The organism is Methylorubrum podarium (genome assembly GCF_022179745.1).
Taxonomy (GTDB): Bacteria; Pseudomonadota; Alphaproteobacteria; order Rhizobiales; family Beijerinckiaceae; genus Methylobacterium; species Methylobacterium podarium.
Genome location: NZ_BPRD01000652.1, coordinates 1 through 1904, shown reverse-complemented (window position 1 = coordinate 1904; position 1904 = coordinate 1). Strand labels below are relative to the sequence as shown.

At 66.1% G+C, this 1904-nt stretch carries 2 protein-coding genes; both read left to right on the top strand.

The annotated features are described in order from the left end of the window. A partial coding sequence (locus MFF42_RS25310) for an efflux RND transporter periplasmic adaptor subunit (RefSeq protein ID WP_238258734.1) occupies positions 1-818 on the top strand: 818 nt, incomplete at its 5' end. Between the two features lie 4 nt (positions 819-822). Beyond that, on the top strand, positions 823-1904 hold a 1082-nt coding region (locus tag MFF42_RS25305), incomplete at its 3' end, for an efflux RND transporter permease subunit (RefSeq protein WP_238258733.1).

Genomic DNA, 1904 nt, shown 5'->3' with positions numbered 1-1904 from the left:
CGGAGGGCGCGCTGGAGCGCAGCAAGGCCGCGCAGACACTGGCAGCGATTCAGCTGCAACGAGCCCAGGAATTGCTCGACCGCAACTCCGGCACCGTCGTCGCCCGCGATCAGGCCCGCGCCGCCCTCGATCAGGCCAAGGGCGCGGTGACGGGCGACGAGGCCAACCTCCAAACGGCACGGATCAATCTCGGCTACACCCACATCCTCGCGCCGATCACCGGCCGGATAGGCCGCACGAGCGTTACGAAGGGAAACGTCGTCGGACCCGACAGCGGCGTACTGACCTCGATCGTTAGTCAGGACCCGATGTACGTCACCTTCCCCGTGAGCCAGCGCGAGTTTCTGCGCTATCAGCATACTGGCGACCGACCCGACCGCAGCAAGATCGGGGTGAAAATACGCTTCCAGGACGGCTCCGATTACAATCAGGTGGGCCGCGTCGATTTCGTGAACGTCAGCGTCGATCGCGCGACCGACACGATCCTGGTGCGCGCCGTTATGCCGAACCCTTCGGGCACGCTGCGCGACGGGCAACTGGTCCGTGTCGCCCTGCAGATCCAGGCGCCCGAGCAGAAAGTCGTGGTCCCGCAAGCGGCGCTGATCGCCGATCAAGGCGGTGTCTACGTCTTCGCCGTCGAAGACGGGCGGGCGGTCACGAAGCGGGTCAAGCCCGGCCAGGGCGGCACAGGGACGGACACCGTCATCGATGAGGGTCTTTCGGGAGGAGAGCTCGTCATCGTCGATGGATTGCAGCGGGTTCGGCCCGGCGTGGCCGTGCGGGCGAGCCCGGTCGGCCCGTCAGCCAGCAGGACGTGAGCCGATGCTCTCCGCCATCTTCGTCGACCGGCCGCGCCTCGCGCTGGTCATCGCGATCGTTATATCGATCGCCGGTGCGCTGGCGCTCCTGACCATCCCGGTGGCGCAGTACCCGGACATCGTGCCCCCTCAGGTCTCGGTCACCACGACCTATCCGGGAGCCGCCGCCGAGGTGGTGGAATCGACCGTCGCCCAGCCGATCGAGTCCCAGGTCGTGGGCGTCGACAAGATGATCTACATGAAGAGTGTCAGCGGCAACGATGGCAGCTACACGCTCACCGGATCGTTCGAGCTCGGCACCGATCCCGACATCAACGCGGTCAACGTCAACAACCGGCTCCAGATTGCCCTTGCCAAGCTGCCCGAGGACGTCCGCAAGCAGGGCGTGACCGTCAAGAAGAAGTCATCGGCTCTGCTCGGCGTCCTGGCCGTCTACTCGCCGAAAGCGACCCAGGAACCGCTCTTCATCTCAAATTACGTCACGATCAACCTGCTCGATCGCATCAAGAGCACGCCCGGCGTCGGCGATGCGACGCTTTGGGGGCCGCAGGACTATGCGATGCGGGCGTGGGTGCGCACCGACCAGCTCACCGGCCTGAACCTGACCACGGGCGACGTCATCGCGGCGATCCAGGCGCAGAACGTCCAGGCGCCGGTCGGGCGGATCGGTGCACGCCCGATCTCGGACGAGCAGCAGCTCCAGCTCAGCATCCAGACGCAGGGGCGCCTCGCCTCGGCTGACCAGTTCCGGAACGTCGTCCTGCGCACCAACCCGGATGGGTCGGTGCTGCGGCTCGGGGACGTCGCCCGGATCGAGCTTGGCGCCGCCAATCTCGATCGCGAGACGCGGTTGAACGGCAGCCCGGCAACCGTGATCGCGATCTACCAGTCGCCCGGCGCGAACGCCCTCACGACCCTGAAGGAGGTCGAGCGGCGGGTGGGCGAGTTGGCCAAGGCGTTTCCCGAGGGATTGGCCTGGAAGGTCACCTACGATCCCACGACCTTCATCACCGAGACGGTACACGAGGTGCAGAAGACGCTCATCGAGGCCTTCGTTCTCGTCGTGATCGTGGTGTTCCTGTTCCT